General features: G+C 70.4%; 18 protein-coding genes. 6 read left to right on the plus strand and 12 right to left on the minus strand.

Annotation, left to right across the window (positions count from 1 at the left end; translation table 11 throughout):
- Positions 1 to 2,343, plus strand: coding sequence for a protein translocase subunit SecD (secD, locus tag ICC28_RS26690; protein ID WP_188291263.1), 2,343 nt, complete (start codon positions 1 to 3; stop codon positions 2,341 to 2,343).
- A 435-nt stretch (positions 2,344 to 2,778) separates the two neighbouring features.
- Here secD and ICC28_RS26695 read toward each other — a convergent pair whose 3' ends face one another.
- The gene (locus tag ICC28_RS26695) at positions 2,779 to 3,123 is read right to left on the minus strand and encodes a MerR family transcriptional regulator (protein ID WP_188291264.1); all 345 of its coding nucleotides are present in this window, start codon (positions 3,121 to 3,123) and stop codon (positions 2,779 to 2,781) included.
- A 640-nt stretch (positions 3,124 to 3,763) separates the two neighbouring features.
- On the opposite strand from ICC28_RS26695, the gene ICC28_RS26700 reads away from it, so the two are divergent.
- The gene (locus tag ICC28_RS26700; protein ID WP_188291265.1) at positions 3,764 to 4,138 is read left to right on the plus strand and encodes a hypothetical protein; all 375 of its coding nucleotides are present in this window, start codon (positions 3,764 to 3,766) and stop codon (positions 4,136 to 4,138) included.
- Positions 4,139 to 4,338: 200 nt separating this feature from the next.
- Here ICC28_RS26700 and ICC28_RS26705 read toward each other — a convergent pair whose 3' ends face one another.
- From ICC28_RS26705 to ICC28_RS26740, 8 genes are all read right to left on the minus strand, one after another.
- The gene (locus tag ICC28_RS26705) at positions 4,339 to 4,659 is read right to left on the minus strand and encodes an SCO5918 family protein (RefSeq protein WP_188291266.1); all 321 of its coding nucleotides are present in this window, start codon (positions 4,657 to 4,659) and stop codon (positions 4,339 to 4,341) included.
- A 74-nt stretch (positions 4,660 to 4,733) separates the two neighbouring features.
- On the minus strand, positions 4,734 to 5,087 hold the full coding sequence (locus tag ICC28_RS26710) for a CBS domain-containing protein (RefSeq protein ID WP_411158629.1): 354 nt from the start codon (positions 5,085 to 5,087) through the stop codon (positions 4,734 to 4,736).
- A 115-nt stretch (positions 5,088 to 5,202) separates the two neighbouring features.
- Entirely contained in the window at positions 5,203 to 6,666 is a 1,464-nt protein-coding gene (locus tag ICC28_RS26715) for a DEAD/DEAH box helicase (RefSeq protein ID WP_188291267.1), read from the minus strand.
- Between the two features lie 180 nt (positions 6,667 to 6,846).
- Positions 6,847 to 7,050 (minus strand): cold-shock protein, encoded by a 204-nt coding sequence (locus ICC28_RS26720; RefSeq protein WP_004986771.1) that lies wholly within the window; start codon positions 7,048 to 7,050, stop codon positions 6,847 to 6,849.
- 589 nt (positions 7,051 to 7,639) lie between these two features.
- Complete coding sequence (tatA, locus tag ICC28_RS26725) at positions 7,640 to 7,906, minus strand: Sec-independent protein translocase subunit TatA (RefSeq protein ID WP_188291268.1); 267 nt, start codon at positions 7,904 to 7,906, stop codon at positions 7,640 to 7,642.
- Between the two features lie 36 nt (positions 7,907 to 7,942).
- Positions 7,943 to 8,557 (minus strand): hypothetical protein, encoded by a 615-nt coding sequence (locus tag ICC28_RS26730; protein ID WP_188291269.1) that lies wholly within the window; start codon positions 8,555 to 8,557, stop codon positions 7,943 to 7,945.
- A 100-nt stretch (positions 8,558 to 8,657) separates the two neighbouring features.
- Entirely contained in the window at positions 8,658 to 9,233 is a 576-nt protein-coding gene (locus ICC28_RS26735; RefSeq protein WP_188291270.1) for a TerD family protein, read from the minus strand.
- Between the two features lie 138 nt (positions 9,234 to 9,371).
- The gene (locus ICC28_RS26740) at positions 9,372 to 9,638 is read right to left on the minus strand and encodes a GlsB/YeaQ/YmgE family stress response membrane protein (RefSeq protein ID WP_188291271.1); all 267 of its coding nucleotides are present in this window, start codon (positions 9,636 to 9,638) and stop codon (positions 9,372 to 9,374) included.
- A gap of 178 nt (positions 9,639 to 9,816) precedes the next feature.
- Here ICC28_RS26740 and ICC28_RS26745 point away from each other — a divergent pair, with 178 nt between their 5' ends.
- From ICC28_RS26745 to ICC28_RS26755, 3 genes are all read left to right on the plus strand, one after another.
- Positions 9,817 to 10,206, plus strand: a complete 390-nt coding sequence (locus ICC28_RS26745) for a BlaI/MecI/CopY family transcriptional regulator (protein ID WP_188291272.1) — start codon at positions 9,817 to 9,819, stop codon at positions 10,204 to 10,206.
- A gap of 6 nt (positions 10,207 to 10,212) precedes the next feature.
- On the plus strand, positions 10,213 to 11,145 hold the full coding sequence (locus ICC28_RS26750) for a M56 family metallopeptidase (protein WP_188291273.1): 933 nt from the start codon (positions 10,213 to 10,215) through the stop codon (positions 11,143 to 11,145).
- A gap of 250 nt (positions 11,146 to 11,395) precedes the next feature.
- The gene (locus ICC28_RS26755; protein WP_223189584.1) at positions 11,396 to 12,706 is read left to right on the plus strand and encodes an LCP family protein; all 1,311 of its coding nucleotides are present in this window, start codon (positions 11,396 to 11,398) and stop codon (positions 12,704 to 12,706) included.
- Between the two features lie 83 nt (positions 12,707 to 12,789).
- On the opposite strand, the gene ICC28_RS26760 is transcribed toward ICC28_RS26755, so the two are convergent.
- The 3 genes from ICC28_RS26760 to ICC28_RS26770 form a co-directional block, all read right to left on the minus strand.
- Entirely contained in the window at positions 12,790 to 13,245 is a 456-nt protein-coding gene (locus tag ICC28_RS26760; RefSeq protein ID WP_188291275.1) for a tellurite resistance TerB family protein, read from the minus strand.
- A gap of 233 nt (positions 13,246 to 13,478) precedes the next feature.
- Positions 13,479 to 14,468: a sporulation protein gene (locus tag ICC28_RS26765; protein ID WP_188291276.1), complete on the minus strand. Its 990-nt coding sequence runs from the start codon at positions 14,466 to 14,468 to the stop codon at positions 13,479 to 13,481.
- Positions 14,469 to 14,563: 95 nt separating this feature from the next.
- Positions 14,564 to 14,782, minus strand: a complete 219-nt coding sequence (locus tag ICC28_RS26770) for a hypothetical protein (RefSeq protein ID WP_188291277.1) — start codon at positions 14,780 to 14,782, stop codon at positions 14,564 to 14,566.
- 350 nt (positions 14,783 to 15,132) lie between these two features.
- On the opposite strand from ICC28_RS26770, the gene ICC28_RS26775 reads away from it, so the two are divergent.
- Positions 15,133 to 16,005: a universal stress protein gene (locus ICC28_RS26775; RefSeq protein WP_188291278.1), complete on the plus strand. Its 873-nt coding sequence runs from the start codon at positions 15,133 to 15,135 to the stop codon at positions 16,003 to 16,005.
- Positions 16,006 to 16,311: the final 306 nt, after the last annotated feature.

Below are 16,311 nucleotides of genomic sequence, written 5' to 3' on the forward strand. Positions count from 1 at the left end.
ATGTCTCGTGCGCCCCTGTGGCGGGCGATCGTCGCCCTAGGTGTGATCGCCGCCTCGCTCTTCTTCGCCCTCACCCAGTCCGCCCGCCTCGGCCTCGACCTGCGCGGCGGTACCCAGATCGTCCTGGAGACCAAGGACTCGCCCGTCGTCAAGGCCGATTCCGAGTCGACCGAGCGGGCCCTCGAAGTGCTCCGCCAGCGGGTCGACGCGCTCGGCGTGGCCGAACCGAGCCTGTACCGGTCCGGAGAGAAGCGGATCTTCGTCGAGCTGCCCGGCGTGCAGGATCCGCGCGAGGCCGCCGAAGTCATCGGCCGGACCGCGCAGTTGACCGTCCACCCGGTGCAGGGGGTGACGGACAAGCAGGACAAGAACAAGGGGGAGCCGGCCAAGGACGGCTCGCGCGTCCTCGCCGACCCCGACCAGCCGGGGGCGTTCCTCAAGCTCGGGCCCACCGCGCTCACCGGCGACGGCGTCAAGGACGCGGAGGCGTCGTTCGACCAGCAGGCACTGGCGGGCTGGACGGTCAACCTCACCTTCCGCGGGCAGGCGGGCAAGGACTGGGCCCGGGTCACCGGGGCGGCGGCCTGTGCCCCGCAGGACGCCCCCGAGCGGCGCGTCGCCATCGTCCTGGACGGCAAGATCCTCTCGGCACCCGGCGTCAACGCGAACGTGGCGTGCGAGGTCGGCATCACCGGCGGCTCCACGCAGATCACCGGCGGCTTCGACCGGGAAGAGGCCCGCGAGCTGGCCGCGCTCGTCAAGGGCGGGGCGCTGCCGGTGCCCGTGGAGGTCGTGGAGCAGCGCACCATCGGCCCCACGCTCGGCGCGGACGCCATCGCCGCCAGCACCCAGGCCGCGATCATTGGACTCGCCCTGACGGGTCTCTTCATCCTCGTCGTCTACCGGCTGCTCGGCTTCCTGGCCACGATCGCGCTCGCGCTGTACGGGCTGATCTCCTACGCCGCACTGGTCGCCCTGGGCGCGACCCTGACGCTGCCCGGGCTCGCCGGTTTCGTCCTGGCGATCGGCATGGCGGTGGACGCGAACGTGCTGGTCTTCGAACGGGCCCGTGAGGAGTATCTGGGGGCCCGCGCCCTGAAGTCGGCCTCGGCGCGGCTGGACAAGCCGCTGCGGACCGGCTTCGCCAAGGCCTGGAGCGCGGTCGTCGACTCCAACGTGACCACGCTGCTCGCGGCCGGTCTGCTCTTCTTCTTCGCCACCGGGCCCGTCAAGGGCTTCGGCGTCACGCTCTCCATCGGTGTCCTCGCCTCGATGATCTCGGCCCTGGTGATCACCCGGGTCCTCGCCGACTTCGCGATCCGGCGCCGCTTCGTGCGCAAGCGGCCCGGCCTGACCGGGATCACCTCCACCGGCCGGGTGCGGGCCTGGCTCGCGCGCCGCGAACCCCGGCTGGTGCACCACCGTCGCCGCTGGCTCGGTATCAGTGCGCTGCTGATCATGATCGCCGTCGCCGGAGTCGGCGTGCGCGGCCTGGACTTCGGGGTGGAGTTCACCGGCGGGCGCCTGGTGGAGTACAGCACCAGCAAGCCCGTGGACGTGGACGTGGCGCGCGAGGCGGTCGCGGACGCCGGGTTCCCGCGCGCGGTGGTGCAGGAGTCGGGGGACGGGGACATCTCCGTACGCAGTGAGGAGCTGACCAACGACGAGCAGCACGCGATCAAGACGGCGCTGGCGAAGGAGGGCGGCGAGGTCACCGTCGAGCGGGACGAGTTGATCGGGCCGAGCCTCGGGGAAGAACTGCGCCGGCACGCCCTCATCGCGCTCGGCATCGCCGTCGCGGCCCAGATGATCTACCTCAGCGTGCGGTACCGGTGGACGTTCGCGGCGGCGGCGGTGTTGGCCATGGCACACGACGTGCTGCTCGTGGTGGGCCTGTTCGCCTGGCTCGGCAAGCCTGTCGACAGCGTCTTCCTGGCGGCGCTGCTCACGGTCATCGGGTACTCCGTCAACGACACCGTCGTCGTCTTCGACCGGGTACGCGAGGCGCGTCGCCGCGATCCGGCGGCGGACCTGGAGTCCACGGCCAACAAGGCCGTCATCCAGACCCTGCCGCGCACGGTCAACACCGGTATGGGCGCGCTGTTCATCCTGGCCGCCCTGGCGGTCCTCGGTGGCGACTCGCTCGCGGACTTCTCCGTGGCCCTGATCGCCGGCGTGGTCGTCGGCATGGCGTCGACGGTCTTCACCGCCGTACCCATCGCCGTACAACTGGAGACCAACCGCCCGGCCCCGCCGCCCCGCCCCGCCCGCGGCGAGGACAGCGGCGCGCGCAGCCCCCTGGAACGACGCAGCCGGGCACGGGACTCGGGCGCGGTGGTCTGAGGGCGCGCGGGGCTCAAGCGCCGGTCACGGTCCGTCCGGGGCATCGGTTGCGTCTCCATGGATGACGTGCCCATGGGAGTGGAGGAGCCATGGACGACTCCCTCCCATACGTCGGCTCGGACTTCCGGTGAGTTCCCCGTAAGCGCCGAGTCTTGGATCACCGTGGTCTCTACGCGAACTCCCGGCCGCCACCGGGAACCGGAAGACAGAACGCCCCGACTCCTTACAGGGACCCCTCCGGCGGGGCGTTTCCGCGGCCTGCGCACGACGGCGGCGACCCGCACGGCCGTGCCGGACGCGGACGGGATGCGCTTCCCGGGGCGTGGGCGGGGGCGGGGGTGGCTGTCGGTTCTGCGATAGCGGACCGGCGGCCTTCCGAGCCGTGCTCTCCTTCGGCCGCAGGACGGCAGTCCGGATCCGTATGCGCCCGCAGGGTCAGGCGGAGCCGGCGCGGCCCGCCGATTCGCCGGCGGCACGACGGTACTCGGCGTTGATGCGCTGCGCTTCCTCGAGCTGGTCCTCGAGGATGACGATGCGGCACGCCGCCTCGATCGGAGTCCCCTTGTCGACGAGCTCCCGGGCGCGCGCGGCGATCCGCAGTTGGTAGCGGGAGTACCGGCGGTGTCCCCCCTCCGAACGGAGCGGAGTGATCAGACGAGCCTCCCCGAGGGCTCGGAGGAACGCCGGGGTGGCGCCGAGCATCTCGGCTGCCCGGCCCATCGTGTACGCGGGGTAGTCGTCGTCGTCCAGACGATCATTCAGGGGGTTGTCCGATGTCATGTCACCTCGCTGTGCAACGCGTCGAGGGGCCCTGGTGCCGTACGGCACCAGGGCCCCGAAGGAAATTGAACACCATCTGTCGGCCCTACTGCTGTGCCGACCTTCTGTTTCCGCTACCCGGCCCGGCAGAGGGGGGTGCGGGGGGATCGCAGCTGCTTGACCGGGGACCACCATCCATTCCGGGGTCTTGCGGTACCCGGGCCGAGCGCTCGTCGGGCCGGGCGATCCTGATGGCGTCTGCTCCTCCGTTCTTCCTTGAACCAACCACTGATGGAACCGGTACTGCTGTGGGCAGCTCCTCGATGTGCGAGCCGCCCAGTGCGGCTCCCAGTCCCGTCACCGTTCTGGGAACACTCTGGCTTCGAGCCCCGAGAGCCGCACTGACCTGCGTACTTCGTTTTCACCCACCCGCCAGTTCGTGTCTGGCGGGTCTTGTCGACCTTGTCTACGAGAAGAATCGTACCCGTCGCAGGAACGAAAATCTACTCCAGCAAGAGAAGATTTCTCTCTTCTACTGGAGGAAGAACCCTGCCGTGACCGGCTCGCACCGGTGAGCGGAGGCCGCCCGCTCGCCACGCGCGCCACCACTTCGACCCCGCGGGGGGCCCGGGTACGGGTGGGGCGCATAAGCTCTGCTGTCATGTCGAACCCTGATGAGCTGCTCGTCGCCATCTCCGCCGCTGTGGAGTCCGAGCGAAGCAATCAGATGTCGCTGACCGTGGTCGTCGGCGGCGCCGTCATCACCGGCCGGCTGGCCCCGGAGGCGGTGTGGAGAGAGCGGGTGGCGGAGGTCCTGAAGGACTCGGACCGTCTCGGCCCGTTCTCGGAGGTCTTCGCGCGCAGCCCGGGCGAGACCCGGCCCGGTCGCGGCGAGGCGCCCACGCATCTGCACTTCCATCTCGCCCGGATCCTGCAGGGCAGCCTCGGCATTCCGGAGACGGGTGGCATGTACCGAGTCGCCATCAAGGACGTCAGCGCGTGGACCGTAGGGGATCTCATCCACTTCGACCGGTGAGCCGCGGCTTCTTCCGCGCCGTGAGCCGCGGCCTTCTCCGCTCCGTCGCCGTGAGCCGCGGCCGTCTCCACCCCGTCGCCCGGCCGGCGCATTCCTGACGGATCGCGGACGGCGGACGGCACGACACAACGGTGGGGGCCCTGCCGACGCGCGTCGGCAGGGCCCCCACCGGGATCCCTGGGGCGGTCTCCCGCCCGTCCTCACACCGCCACGGGGCCCCCGCCACCGGGCAGCGCGGACGCGGCTCGGAGGACAGCGGGTCCGTCCTTGCCCACGGGCGCGCCCTCGGGGCTGCCGTGGCAGGTGAAGCCGAGCCGCGTCATGGCCCGGCTGACTTCGCGGGCGGTGAAGTCGCGCGGGTCCTGTCGCGTGATGACCCGGCCCACCTGCTTGACGGGGTAGCGACGGCGGCCGATGGTCACGGACTCACCCGTGACGAGCTCGGGCCTGATGCCCTTCATCGAGGCCAGCACCCCGGCCTTGGTCAGGTCGAACGGGTACCGGGCGATGACACAGCGCATGATGCCTCACAGGGGAGAAGCCGCAGGGAGAGGGATACCGGGCCGCCCGGCGCAGGACGGATCAGTAGTACGGATCAGTACGGGAGGGTGAGTACGCCCGGAACCCGCCCGTACTCACCGGCGCCGCCCGAGCGGCCGCCGGGCGAGACCAGCGATCCGTCGAGGACGTCCCGCAGACTGATCCGGTCCGTGTACGTGGAACTGTCGCGGAGAACGGCGAGCCGGCCCAGGGTGACCAGAGCCGTGCTCCGGTCGTCCCCGTCGCACACGGTCAGGTACTCGACCCGGGCACTCGCCATGACGGCCAGAGCCACCTCGACGGTCATGTCGTCACATACGCGAGGCCCGCGCCCCTCGACCTCCTCGACCACGGGCGTGGTCGCGGGGGCGGGGTGCGGCATGCGGTACTGCGTCCGCGCTGGCGTCAAGGGTGTCTCCTCCACAGGTAAGGGATGGTCGGCACGGTGGTCCTCGCGACCCCGCAGGCCACCGCGTCCCCCGAGAGGCCAGAGGGTTGGCAGGGCCGTCGGGGGCTGCGCAGGCCTAGGCGGCCGCGTTGCCGGCGGGCCGCGGCTGCGCCCTGCGGCGCCTCCCCGCCCCGGCGGGCCGGCCCTGGCCGGTACGGCCCTGGCGGCCCCGGGACGGTGAAGACGCGCGTCGGGGGCGTTCCACGACCGGCGCGGTGATGACCACGGGGATCCCGGAGGGCGCCTGGGCACCGGTGATACGGCTCAGCTCCGCCTCGCCCGAGCGGACCGGGGTGACGCGCGGACTGATGCCGGCCATGGCCATCAGCCGGGTCATGCCGCGGCGTTGGCCGGGGGTCACCAGCGTGACGACGCTGCCGGACTCCCCGGCGCGGGCCGTACGGCCACCGCGGTGCAGATAGTCCTTGTGGTCGCTGGGCGGATCCACGTTGACGACCAGGTCGAGGCTGTCGACGTGGATGCCACGGGCCGCGACGTTGGTGGCCACCAGGACGGTGACGTGACCGTCCTTGAACTGCGCGAGTGTCCGGGTGCGCTGGGGCTGGGACCGGCCGCCGTGCAGGGCGGCGGCCCGAACACCGCTGCTCAGCAGGTGCTTCGTCAGCCGGTCCACGGCGTGCTTCGTGTCCAGGAACATGATGACCCGGCCGTCCCGGGCCGCGATCTCGGTGGTCGTACGGTGCTTGTCCGCGTCGTGCACGTGGAGCACGTGGTGTTCCATCGTGGTGACGGCACCGGCCGACGGGTCGACGGAGTGCACCACCGGGTCGGTCAGGTAGCGGCGGACCAGCAGGTCGACGTTGCGGTCCAGGGTGGCCGAGAACAGCATCCGCTGACCCTCGGGGCGCACCTGGTCGAGCAGCGCGGTGACCTGGGGCATGAACCCCATGTCCGTCATCTGGTCCGCCTCGTCGAGCACCGTGATGCCGACGTCGTCGAGTCGGCAGTCGCCCCGGTCGATGAGGTCCTTGAGGCGACCGGGCGTGGCGACGACCACCTCCGCGCCGGCCCGCAGCGCGCCGGCCTGCCTGCCGATGGACATACCGCCGACGACGGTGGCGAGCCGCAGGCTCACGGAGCGGGCATAGGGAGCGAGCGCGTCGGTGACCTGCTGGGCCAGCTCACGGGTGGGGACGAGGATCAGGGCCAGCGGCCGACGCGGCTCGGCGCGCCGGCCCGCCGTACGGGCCAGCACCGCGAGGCCGAAGGCGAGGGTCTTGCCCGACCCGGTGCGGCCGCGCCCGAGCACGTCGCGGCCGGCCAGGGAGTTGGGCAGGGTCGCCGCCTGGATCGGGAACGGTGCCGTCACGCCTTCATGGCCGAGCGTGGCCAGCAACAGAGCCGGCATGGCGAGATCGGCGAACGACTCGACAGCGGGCAACGGAGGCGTGACCGACTTCGGCAGGGCGAACTCGCCCCGCACCGACGGCCGGTTTCCGTAACCGCTGGAGCGGCGCGGAACCCCGGAGCGGTCATATGTGCGATTGGTGCGTGTGTGAGTGGTACGTGTGCGGTTCACGCGGAACCTTCCTCGATGCGGGCACGTATCAAGGAATTTCCGCAGCAGAATGAGCGGCGCAGAGAATCGCGAGAACGAGCCGAGAAAAGACAGGGAGAATCACCCTGGGAATGAAGCGAGCTGGGGCCCGCACCCCAAGGTGCGGGCCCCAGCTGCGAAGTATGCGTCAGTGCCGGTGCGTCAGGCGGGAACGATGTTCTCGGCCGTCGGGCCCTTCTGGCCCTGCGCGATGTCGAACGACACCTTCTGGCCCTCCAGCAGCTCACGGAAGCCCTGGGCAGCGATGTTCGAGTAGTGGGCGAAGACGTCGGCGCCGCCGCCGTCCTGCTCGATGAAGCCGAAGCCCTTTTCCGCGTTGAACCACTTCACAGTGCCAGTAGCCATTTGTTTCTCCTTCGGAGGCGGTGTACGGGAATACGCCCTGTGCGCATTCCGTGTCGCCGTGATGATCGGCCGTAGGAAAAACCTTCTGGCAACCACACCTGCAACTGAGTTCGACAGTAGCACGGTGCGAAGGGCCGTGCGCGACGGAAAACTCCGATCCGCCGGCCTGTCGAAGAATACTCGCCGTACCCCGCACCTAATTCTCATTTCGCGAGCACAGATATTGCCCTCCGCGGGCACGGATTTCCTGCCCCGCCCTCCACCGGCAGCCCTCTGACCTGCTTCGACGGGACATGCCCCGTACCACCGCCACCGGCACGCCCGGGCCGTGACCGGGATCACCACGACCAGAACACGCCGACCGGTGTGCGCCGACGCTTCGGTGGCCCCGGCCCGTGTCACGGGACCGTGACGGCGCCGTCCTGGGTCAACGACCGAGGCATCCGCCCGGCTCCCGGCCCCCTCCTGATGATCGAACGCGCACTGAGGAACCGAACACATCTCAGCGCCAACCAACCGACCAAACAGGGGACTTGACCCGAACTGCAACCAGAGGTCGGGCGGATTCCTGCTGGTCAGGTGTCCTGGGCTATCGGTTGGAGCGTTCGGAGCCGGGAGAAGGAGGCTGGCCCGGGTCGGTGGGCGAGTTGGTGCCGGGGGTGATGGTTTCGCCCTGGACCATCCGGGGTGCGGTGTCTGCGTCGGTCCCAGTCTGTTCGTCCTTCATGGCCTTCGCTTCGGCCTTGAGGATGCGGGCCGACTTGCCGGCGGAGCGTGCCAGGTCGGGAAGCTTTTTGGCGCCGATCACGAGTATGACGACGATGAGGATGACGGCGAGTTCGCTCAGTCCGAACATGCGAGTCCTGTCTTCTTCGGGCCGGCCCGGTGGGCGCTAGTCGGCGGTCGGTGTGGGCGGCGCGGGACGGAGGGAAGGGTCTTCGCCGATGCGCCGGCGCAGGTAGGGCAGCATGCCGCGGGTCAGCAGGGCCTGCTGCCACTCCAGCCGTGCCTGTTCCAGTCGGGCGGGGTGCGTGGATCGGCCGCGCCCGCGTATCGCGGTGGTCAGCAGTGCGCCGAAGGCGGTGAGCGCGCTCGCCGCGGCGACGAGGGTCAGGATCCAGCCGGCGGTGATGAGCGATCCGGGCAGTGTCCCTTGAACGCCGGCCAGTTGGAGGACGTAACCGAGCACGAGCAGGACCGTGGCCGATGAGCCGGCCACGAGCGGTGTGAGTACGGCCACCGCCGGCAACACGTTGCCCTCGGCGGGGTGACCCTGTGTGTGCTCCCGGGCGGATGCGGCCAGGGCGAGGTACTGGCGGTACTCGTCCTGTGCGGCGACGTTGATCTCGTCGGCGTCCGCGAGCACCCGGATACGGAGGTGTACGGGGGCCCGGCCGGTCGGGTCGGCGCGCATGGCGCTTCGGATGTCCGGGGTGTTCAGTGCCAGATGCAGAACGGCCTCGAAGTCCGCCCGGTCCTCGGGGCGGACGCGGAGCGGGTCGGACACTGGATCTCCTGGGGGATAGGGGTTTCTGCGTCTGTGGAGGAAACAGGCCCCGGCCGGCCCGCCTCCGAAGAGCAGGCCCGCCGGGGCTGTCCGACTCGGGTCAGACGTTGACCCCGAAGTCGGAGGCGATCCCGGACAGCCCGGACGCGTAACCCTGGCCCACCGCGCGGAACTTCCACTCCGCCCCGTGCCGGTACAGCTCACCGAAGACCATCGCTGTCTCGGTCGAGGCGTCCTCGGACAGGTCGTAGCGGGCGAGTTCGGCACCGCCTGCCTGGTTCACGATCCGGATGAAGGCGTTGCGGACCTGGCCGAAGCTCTGGCCGCGGTTCTCGGCGTCATGGATGGAGACCGGGAACACGATCTTGTCGACCTCGGCGGGCACCGCGGCGAGGTTCACCTTGATGCTCTCGTCGTCGCCCTCGCCCTCACCGGTGAGGTTGTCGCCGGTGTGCTCCACCGAACCGTCGGGGCTGGTCAGGTTGTTGTAGAAGACGAAGTGCCGGTCCGACAGCACCTTGCCGGAGGAGTCCAGCAGGAGGGCGGAGGCGTCGAGGTCGTAGTCGGTGCCGGTGGTCGTGCGGACGTCCCAGCCCAGGCCGACCAGGACGGCGGTCAGGCCCGGCGCCTCCTTGCTGAGCGAGACGTTGCCGCCCTTGGACAGGGAAACTCCCACTGCGTGCTCCTTCTCGATACATCGGATCAGGGCCTCGGGGCCCAGATCAGAAACTACAGGACTGTAGAGACCGGGGGAGGGGGGTGCAGGAGTCGGATCACGTGTAGCTGAGAGCTTGCGGCCTCCCGAAACCGCCGATCAGTCGCGGGAGTTGCCGAAGAGGATGCGATAGCCGATCAGCAGAACCAGTGCGCCCGCGATGGCGGAGCCCCAGGTCGCCGCGTCGAAGAACTCCCGCTCCACCGGCCGGTCCAGGAACGTCGCCGACAGCCAACCGCCCAGGAACGCACCCGCGATGCCGATGAGCGTCGTACCTGTGAGCCCGCCGGGATCGCGCCCGGGCAGGACGGCCTTGGCGATCGCCCCGGCGAGCAGCCCCAGTACCAGCCATGCGATGACACCCATGTCTCTTGCGCTCCTCATTTCTTCGCGGTGTGTCCGCCAGGGACGCGTGTGCCGCGGAAGCCTACCTTCTACAATTCTGTAGACGCAGTGACGGTGGGCTGAGGAACATGGGGACGGCTGTCAGTTCCCCTACGATGAACCGCTCGCGAACTCAGAGCCATGGGAAGGGAGACAGGGCGTGACGGAACACCGGCAGGGTTCCCGGCGACGGGGGCAGGGAGAGCTGGAGGCGCTCGTCCTGTCGGCGCTGCGGGAGGCGGACGGGCCGGCGACGGCGGGCTGGGTGCAGGAGCGGCTCGGCGGAAATCTCGCCTATACGACGGTGATCACGATCCTGACCCGCCTGCTGGCCAAGGGGGCCGTGACGCGGGAGCGGGGAGGCCGGTCCTTCGCATGGACGCCGGCCTCCGACCAGGCCGGTCTGGCCGCGCACAAGATGCGCAAGGTGCTGGACGCCGAGAGCGACCGGGGGGCGGTGCTGGCCAGCTTTGTCACCGGCCTTGGCCCGGACGACGAACGGCTGCTGCGTGAACTGCTGCGTCAGCCCAGGAGTGAAGGGGAAGACTGAAGCCTCATGGGGGTGTTCGTCTTTCTGCCGCTGGTCCTGCCGTTGAGCGCCTGGCCCATCGCCCGGCTGGCCGAACAGCGGCTGCATCCGCGGACCGCGACCCGACTGCTGACCGGGGTGGCCGCTGTCATGGCGGTGTGCAGCACGGTGTGCCTGGGGTTGGTGATGGTGGTCGGCACTGCCCAGCTGCCCGGCAACCCGTTGCCCGACGGCTGGTCGGACCCCGAGGTGCGCGAGGCGGTGCCGTACGACGAGGTGGCCGGCAAGGCGGCCATCCCGGCGCTCTGCCTGGTGCTGGTGGCCTGTGGCCGGACGCTGTGGCGGCACGGCCGGGTGCGTCGCCGTGCCCACCGGGCGCTGGCCGGGCTGCCCGACACGGAGGTGGCGGTCCTGCCCGACGAGGTTCCGTATGCGTACGCGCTGCCCGGGCGTCGGCGGAACCGGGTCGTGGTGACCACCGCCCTGCTGGACTGCCTCGAAGTGTCCGAGCGACGCGCCCTGTTCGCTCATGAGCGGGCCCATCTCGCCGCCCGGCACCACCGCTACCTGCTCGCCGTGCAACTGGCCGCGCGCGCCAACCCGTTCCTGCGCCCGCTGCGCACGACGGTGTCCTTCGTGGCCGAGCGGTGGGCGGACGAGGAGGCGGCCGAAGTGATCGGCAGCCGCCGGACGGTGGCGTGCGCGATCGGCAAGGCGGCGCTCGTGTCCAGGGGCACCCCTGTGGTGACGCTGGCGGGTCTCGCGGCACCGGGGCCGGTGCCCCGCCGGGTGGCGGCCCTGCTCGGCCCGGCGCCCGCGGTGCGCAGTTGGCCGTCGGTGTTCACCTCGGTGGGGCTGGCGGTGTGGGGTGCGGCCGTGGGGACGGCGGTGTCCGCGATGTCGTCGGCGAACTCGGCGGTGACGATGGTCCTCATCCTGCACGCGGCGACGCCCCTCTGAGTTCGGGGCCCGGCCGGTCGGTGCAGCCCGCGGGGCGGCGAGGCCGGTGCGAGCCTGCGCACCCCCGCTCGTATATCTACATGCATGTAGAGTTCCGCCATTCGGTGAGTGCGGATTCGAGCGCTCGTGTGCGGCCGGCCGGTCGGGGGCGGCCCAAGGGGAGGGGTGCGCGCCGGTGAGCGGTACGCGGAGACGGCGACCGGCTCCGGCCGGCGACCGGTCAGCCAGGCTGACGCGGCGGGGGCGGGTGCTGACGTGGACGGCCGGGGCGTTCGCCGTGGTCATTCTGGGCGTCGCAGGGGTCGGCGCCTGGGTGTACCAGGACCTGGACGGCAACATCCAGGGCGCCGACGTGGACAACAAGCTCGGCGGGAACCGGCCCGAGAACCTCAGCCCGGGCTCGAAGAACATCCTGGTCGTCGGCTCCGACAGCCGGGACGGTGACAACGCCGAGTACGGCAAGGGTCTGACCACCATGCAGTCGGACACCCTGATGGTGATGCACATACCGGCGAACCGGGAGTGGGCGACGGTGGTGTCCCTCCCGCGCGACTCATGGGTGGAGATACCCGAGTGCGACAAGGGTGACGGTACTGCCTCCGATCCGCACCACTTCAAGATCAACGAGGCGTTCGCGATCGGCGGCACCAGTGGCGAGGTCGCCGGGGCCGCCGCCTGCACCATCAAGACGGTCGAGGCGAACACGGGCCTGCGCATCGACCACTTCATGTCCGTCGACTTCCAGGGCTTCAAGGGCATGGTCAACGCCCTGGACGGCATCGAGGTCTGCCCCGAAGAGGCCATACACGACGAGAAGGCCCACCTGGACCTGGAGGCCGGCTGCCAGACCGTCAGGGACGAGGAGGCGCTCGGCTACGTACGCGCCCGCTACAGCATCGGCGACGGCTCCGACACCGGGCGCATCGGCCGCCAGCAGGAGTTCATGGACGCTCTCGCCAAGAAGGCGCAGTCCAAGCTGACCAGCCCGAACGCGCTGTACGGCTTCCTGCGGTCCGCCACCAAGTCCCTGACCACGGACTCCGATCTGGCAGGCATCAAGCCGCTGTACGGCCTCGCCTCCGAGATCCAGGGCATACCCGGTGAGCGGCTCACGTTCCTCACCGTTCCCAACTACCCGCGTGAGGCCGATGTGGCCACCGACAAGGCCAACATCGTGTGGCAGTATCCGCAGGCCGCCGACCTGTTCACTTCCCTGGCCCAGGACAAGGAGGTCGACAAGAAGCGACTGGAGGCCGGCGCGAAGGATCCCGTGTACGCCTCCTCCGTGCGCGTCCAGGTCCTCAACGGCACCGGCGTCTCCGGGCGGGCCGCGGCCGTGGCCGAGAAGCTGCGCGAGGCCGGCCTCACCGTCGTCGGCACGGGGAACGCTCCTGAGAACACCCGTACGACCGCGGTCACTTACCCACAGGGCCTGGACAGGCAGGCCGAGGTGCTCGCGGCGCGGCTGCCCGACGCGAGGGCAGGGCAGGATCAGGGAGCCGCCGCGGGCGTGGTGACCCTCGTCGTCGGAACCGATCTCGACCCCGACGACATCCGGTGACGTGGGCGCTGTCTCCCGGGTGACGACGGCGTGCCGGGCCGACGCCTTCGGCGCCCGCCCGGCACGAGCGCCGTGTGGCGATATCAGAGATCGAACTCGTGCGGCGGCAGGTCGAGGGTGAAGCACGCCTCGCGGACGATGGCCTGCTCGGTCTGGTCGAAGTCGCCGTCCGCACCGCCGATCACGATGCCGATCTGGATGACGGCACGCGCCTCGGCGGGCTTCTTCTTCGCCTTGGCGATCTCCTGCAGGACGCTGACCTTGCCGAAGTCGAAGTCGGCGGTCAGCTTGTCGAGGTTCTCGTCGAAGCGGCGCTGGAGGTCGGTCGCGTCGAAGTTCTGCAGCACCTCGTTGGTGGCGATCAGCTGAGCCACGCGGCGTCGCTCCGACGGATCGATGGTGCCGTCGGCCGCGGCGACCAGCGCGCACATCGCCATGCTGGCGTCACGGAAGGCGCCGCTCTTGAGGTCGTTCTTCTTCGCCACGAGCTGCGTCTGCATCTGCGTGGCGGAATCCTTGATGCGGTCCCACAGGGCCATGAGAGCTCCATCCTCAATAAGATCTACAGCAACGTAGAAACTATCGGCCCGACCGGTAAGTTCCGGCGATTTCCCAAAGGCCACACCTGATGTCGGGGCGAGAGCCGTCGATGAGGTTCTCGTCGGCGACGGAAAGGGACCGCAGGTCGGCCGACTGGGCGGGCCGGGAGGGCACCGATCACCTTCCGCTCACCGTCAGCGGCTGATCCATCTCCCGGACCCGCCCCCGTGTCTCAGCCCTCTTCTTCCTCGTCGCCCTCGAAGAAGTCACCGACCTCGTCGACCACTTCGGCCGCGACCATGCCGCCGACGACACCGACCGCGAGCCCGGCCGCGCCCGCGGCGACGACGGTGCCCATGCCGGGGCCGGAGCGGTGGCCCTCGTGGTGGTGATCGTCGTGGCCGTAGTGCCCGTGGTGGCCGTCGTGCCCGTACGAGGAGTGGGAGCCGTACGACGCCCGGTGCTCGACCAGCTGCCGGATCCAGCCGTCGACCTCGGTGTTCCAGTCCCGGGAGTCGTGCAGTCCGACGGTGAACCGGGTGAGCGCGTCGTGCCCTTCGGAGAAGAAGCCGCCGCGCTTGTCGGCCTCCAGGACGACCTCCATGCCGCCGGGGCCGGCCAGGAAGGTCAACTCGATCTCGTTGACCTGGTGGGCGTACTGCGGGGCCGGGGCGAGTTCGATCTCCTGGTAGAAGGGCAGCTGCTGGCCGGTACCGCCGATGCGCCCGTACTCCAGGTCGGCGGACTTGAAGCCGAAGCCGAGCTGGCCCAGGGCCTCCAGGATCGCCTCCTGGACGGGCAGCGGGGCCACCGCGAGCTGGTCCAGGTCGCCCTTGTCCTTCGCGCCGGCCACCGCCAGTTCGGTCCGTACGCCGAGGACGATGCCCAGGCCCTGGCCGTACAGCTCGGTGATGGGCGTCTCCCAGGGCAGCATCAGAGTGAAGGGGACGCTGTGCGGCTCGCCCGCCGCGAGACGGAAGCCGCCACCGACGGTGAACCGCTCGAAGGCGACGACGCCCTCGCTCTCCCCGCCGTCGTGCTCGGCCTCGACCCGCGCCACCAGCTCCAGCGTGATGTGCTCGATGTCGAAGTCGGCGTCCCCGCCCTTGAGGTGGACCTGGCCGGTCAGTGCGCCGCCGGGCCGGGCCGCGCCCGGGTCGAGGACCGTGTCGACCGTGGGGCCGCCCACACCGAGCGAGCCGAGCAGTCGTTTGAACACCATCGTGGCGTCCACTCCTTCTACGTGCGTGTGTTTCGTGAGAGAGCGGTGCCGCACACCGGGGCGGGCGCACGGCACCACGGCTTTGCGCGAGCGGGCTACTTGGTCGTGTCCAACGCGGCGAGGGCCTGCGCCCAGCGGACGTACTTCAACTCGGCCAGGTCGGCTATGGTCTTGACCCCGAACGCCTCCAGAAGCAGCTCGCCGTCACGGTCGGAGACCCCCTTGAGCGCGCCCACCGGGGCGGCCAGGATCTCGGGCAGGCTCTTGTCCGCCCACGCCTTGTCGAGCACCTTGTCCAGGTCGATCGAAGCCATGCGTGTCCTCTCCCGGATACGTGCGAGGCGCTGCCCCGTCACGGTCTTTCTACAAGTACGTAGAAGCATAAGGCTGTTGAGGGCCGGGAGGGGCGTGGTCCGTGCGGGCACGCCAAGAAAGGCCAAAAACGGCTTCTTGCGCTGCCGTGTCGAAGGGTTGGGCCGGGACGCCGGCGCGTGCCGGTGTTTCGGCGGGCAAGCACGCAAGGCGCTCGCTCGTGGACTGCTCCGGCACGGCGTGAGAGGGGCCCGGATGGCCCTGCCAGTGGTCGCTCCGTCCCCTCGCAGTGGTGTGAGGTCGGCGTGATGCTGGATGCAAGAGGTCTGGTATCCGGGTTCCGGGAGGCAGGGTGGCCGGTCGGGTGGTCGTAGGAGTGGACGGGTCGGCGTCGGGTCTGGCGGCGGTGGAGGTGGCCGCGCGGGAGGCGCGGCTGCGCGAGGCGGAGCTGCGGGTGGTGCATGCCTTCCTGTGGCCCGCGATGCATCCGCCCCCGGCCTCCTCGCCGCTGGGCCCGCCGGAGGGCGGTGTCCGGAGCATGGTCGAGCGGCTGCTGGCCGAGGCGGCCGAGCGCGCCAGGAGCGTGGCCCCGGAGGTGGAGGTGTCGTGCGCTGTGGTGACGGGTGAGCCGCTGACGGTGCTGGAGGCCCAGTCGCATGCTGCCGAGCTGGTGGTGGTCGGGTCCCGGGGGATGGGCGGGTTCGTCGGACTGCTGGCGGGCTCGACGGCGGTGCATCTGGCGGCGCACGGCCGGTGCCCGGTGCTCGTGGTGCGGGAGGAGCCACGTGCGGATGGGCCGGTCGTGGTGGGCGTCGACGGCTCCGTGGCGGGAGAGCAGGCGGTGGACTTCGCCTTCGCCGAGGCCGCTCTGCACGCGACCGACCTGGTGGCCCTGCACGCCTGGACCATCCGGAACGCGCCGATGCCCACCGTGCGGTACGTGGACGGGGCGGCCGGTCTCGCGGGGGCGGAGGAACGCCTCCTGTCCGAGGCACTCGCCGGCCATCGGGAGCAGTACCCGGACGTGTCCGTACGGCACGAGGTGGTGCACGGCGGGACGCGCGAGGCGTTGATCGAGGCGAGCCGCTCGGCCCGGCTGATGGTGGTCGGCGCCCGGGGGCGCGGCGGTTTCGCCGGGCTGCTCCTGGGGTCGGTCAGCCAGGCCCTGCTGCATCACGCGCACTGCCCGGTCGCGGTGGTGCGGGGGACGAACGAGCGTCACTGACGCGCGGCGGACGCCGGTCCCGGTCCCGGGGCGGGCAAGCCGCGGGGCGGGTGCGGGAAACGGGTGAGGACGGGACAGCAGACGGCCTGGAGCACGGCGACGACACGGCCGCGATTCCGTCGGTCGCGCTGATCCGTGCCTACCGGGCGCTCACGCAGATGTCGGGGGACCAGGTGACATGTTTTGCGCCTCCTTTACAGTTGGTGTAGAGGCAGGGCATCCTGCTTCGCCCCACTGTCTTCGTGCACGTCTCGTGCGTTTCGAGAAGGAGCGACGGTCCCCCGATGGGTGAGCCTCCCAGTACCA

The organism is Streptomyces sp. TRM68416, assembly GCF_014596915.1.
Lineage (GTDB): Bacteria > Actinomycetota > Actinomycetes > Streptomycetales > Streptomycetaceae > Streptomyces.

What these genes read in the sequence shown, in the direction of transcription:
- secD (WP_188291263.1), top strand. Translation starts at nt 1, where the DNA reads ATGTCTCGTGCGCCCCTGTGGCGGGCGATCGTCGCCCTAGGTGTGATC.
- ICC28_RS26695 (WP_188291264.1), bottom strand. Translation starts at nt 3,123, where the DNA reads ATGACATCGGACAACCCCCTGAATGATCGTCTGGACGACGACGACTAC.
- ICC28_RS26700 (WP_188291265.1), top strand. Translation starts at nt 3,764, where the DNA reads ATGTCGAACCCTGATGAGCTGCTCGTCGCCATCTCCGCCGCTGTGGAG.
- ICC28_RS26705 (WP_188291266.1), bottom strand. Translation starts at nt 4,659, where the DNA reads ATGCGCTGTGTCATCGCCCGGTACCCGTTCGACCTGACCAAGGCCGGG.
- ICC28_RS26720 (WP_004986771.1), bottom strand. Translation starts at nt 7,050, where the DNA reads ATGGCTACTGGCACTGTGAAGTGGTTCAACGCGGAAAAGGGCTTCGGC.
- tatA (WP_188291268.1), bottom strand. Translation starts at nt 7,906, where the DNA reads ATGTTCGGACTGAGCGAACTCGCCGTCATCCTCATCGTCGTCATACTC.
- ICC28_RS26740 (WP_188291271.1), bottom strand. Translation starts at nt 9,638, where the DNA reads ATGGGTGTCATCGCATGGCTGGTACTGGGGCTGCTCGCCGGGGCGATC.
- ICC28_RS26750 (WP_188291273.1), top strand. Translation starts at nt 10,213, where the DNA reads ATGGGGGTGTTCGTCTTTCTGCCGCTGGTCCTGCCGTTGAGCGCCTGG.
- ICC28_RS26760 (WP_188291275.1), bottom strand. Translation starts at nt 13,245, where the DNA reads ATGGCCCTGTGGGACCGCATCAAGGATTCCGCCACGCAGATGCAGACG.
- ICC28_RS26765 (WP_188291276.1), bottom strand. Translation starts at nt 14,468, where the DNA reads ATGGTGTTCAAACGACTGCTCGGCTCGCTCGGTGTGGGCGGCCCCACG.
- ICC28_RS26770 (WP_188291277.1), bottom strand. Translation starts at nt 14,782, where the DNA reads ATGGCTTCGATCGACCTGGACAAGGTGCTCGACAAGGCGTGGGCGGAC.